Source organism: Yersinia sp. J1, from assembly GCF_050586585.1.
In the GTDB taxonomy this organism is placed as follows: Bacteria; Pseudomonadota; Gammaproteobacteria; order Enterobacterales; family Enterobacteriaceae; genus Yersinia; species Yersinia entomophaga.
On the sequence record NZ_JBOBDP010000040.1, the window covers coordinates 1 to 1,983 of the forward strand.

Consider the following 1,983-nt stretch of genomic DNA (forward strand, 5'->3'; position numbering starts at 1 on the left):
TATCTATCTACAACCTCGAGGGGAGTATGGGGAGCAGGCGATGATTTGTGATGTTAAATGGAAAATGGTGGAGGGCGGAAAGGCGACACTCGAACAGTCGCAGGCTGACCTTTACCAGATGTTGGCCTACGGTATGAACTATCAGGAGGGTATAGGGGATATGCTGCTGATTTATCCTTCACATGAGGGTTTTAGTCAGCCGTTAACTCATCCCTATGAATTCAGCCATCAAAAGGAAAAATCACTGCGTTTATGGGTTGTGCCATTTTTCATTGGTGATAGTTTGCAAAGTTCTGGTCTGCGTTTCCCTGATGGGAAAAACTTGATATAAAATCCCTGTTATTCTCTTTTCACGGTTAGCCATATCGTTGATGGGTAATACCCTCCCAACACCACGGGATGTCCACTTTTTGCTTAAGTGGACATCGCTGCGCATTTCTTGCAAGTTTACTTTTTGGTTTCCACCTGTGGTAATTTTTCAAGTGTCAGCAGTTCCTGACTCTTTACCCTACGGCAATGAGAAACTGCATCCTGAAGTTTGCCACGAACGCTATCATCATAGGCGGTATCCAATAGTTGGTATTGAAGACTGTCTTTGTATGATTGAATGATATTTAGTGGACAGATAAGGCGTATATCTCCGAGTGAATAAATTTTCACTGCCTTAAGTAAATAGTATTTTTCATCTGAAGATCGTACACCCTGCCAGGCCGAGTCTCTAAAATATTCAGCAGGATATGCGGCAGTCGGTACGCCATAAGTATGAGGTGTCAGGTCCATTATCCCTGATGTTTTAAGGAACATCGTTAGTATCAAAGCTGGTACCATATGCACAAACGTAAAAATGAGGAATAGTATTCCAGCCATGATTCCACCCGTAACAGTCACTTGATGTAACAAGCTGGTGCGGGTTCTTAACCTGAGGAAAACAACGCCGGGAATAAGTGAAAAAATAATCAGGAACATGGATAGCGCTATAACAGTCAACGCCTGCCAGATCTCGTTTGTTCCGTCCGGAAACTCCAACGTGCGAAGAAATAACTCAAGAGGAAAAATATATATACAGGCTGTAAGGGAGAAGAGCATTGGTTGTAAAAAATGCATAGAAAGAACCTTTTTGATCTTCTTCCACTTACCCTCTGTGCTTATCTGTCTATAAGTAATAGAGCCATTGAACCACAGGGAAAGTATAAAGCTGCAAAGCCAAATAGTACTTAACTGAAGTGACACATTCTGTGCAACTTCTTTTCCTGCGTTGTGCGTGAGGAAAAAATAGCCAAAAAATATCAGTGTTGACAATAGCGAGGTCAGAAGAACGATTTTGATATTGTTTTCTGTCAGCTCATTCCGGAAACTACTTTCCCCCTGATAGTTGGAAATAAAGAGTCCCGTCAGTAGCGAGGGCATAAATAATACAATGCAAAAAAGGAGCATGCTGACACAAGCAAAGACCATCAGATAACTGAACAATGATGAAAAAGAGATGCTGTCAAAAAAAAGTCCTGTTTGTCCAATACGCGCAAGATGCGACCAGACAAACAATGCCGCAATAGAAGTTGACGTGAACGCAGGTGTAAGGATTGTTAAAAACCAAGCACGTATTTTTATAAAGCGTTTGTTTATTCTGTTATTTTCCATATTCTAGTATCCATCCAAGTTTGACATATGGCCTAGCTAATGACTCCATTTTAGGTCATAGCTCACCAACTACCTCTCAGGTGATTATGTTCAGTTGTTGCCCTTGAGGAAAGCAGCTCTTCCTACCTGGATCTTGCATTCAAAGCTATGTAAGTGTTCTACTGATATAGCTTTATACCCACTAATTCTGTCTGTTTTTTGTACGGATTTTAACTTGTGGGTACAAGTGCGGGTATAAACATTTATTCCTGCTTTTAAACTACTTTTATATCAGTATGTTAGATTTAAAATTCGAGTCCGGCCTTCGCACCATTAGTATGAAAATCAAGTCACCGCAAGGTGGCT

At 41.0% G+C, this 1,983-nt stretch carries 2 protein-coding genes; one reads left to right on the top strand and one right to left on the bottom strand.

Annotated features, from left to right (window positions below; all coding sequences use genetic code 11):
• Positions 1 to 331 (top strand): 5-methylcytosine restriction system specificity protein McrC (locus tag ACQ4OC_RS19440; RefSeq protein ID WP_430971552.1); only part of this gene is annotated, 331 nt, incomplete at its 5' end.
• Between the two features lie 116 nt (positions 332 to 447).
• On the opposite strand, the gene ACQ4OC_RS19445 is transcribed toward ACQ4OC_RS19440, so the two are convergent.
• A complete protein-coding gene (locus tag ACQ4OC_RS19445; RefSeq protein WP_430971553.1) occupies positions 448 to 1,638 on the bottom strand; it encodes a hypothetical protein in 1,191 nt (396 codons plus the stop codon).
• Between the last annotated feature and the right edge of the window lie 345 nt (positions 1,639 to 1,983).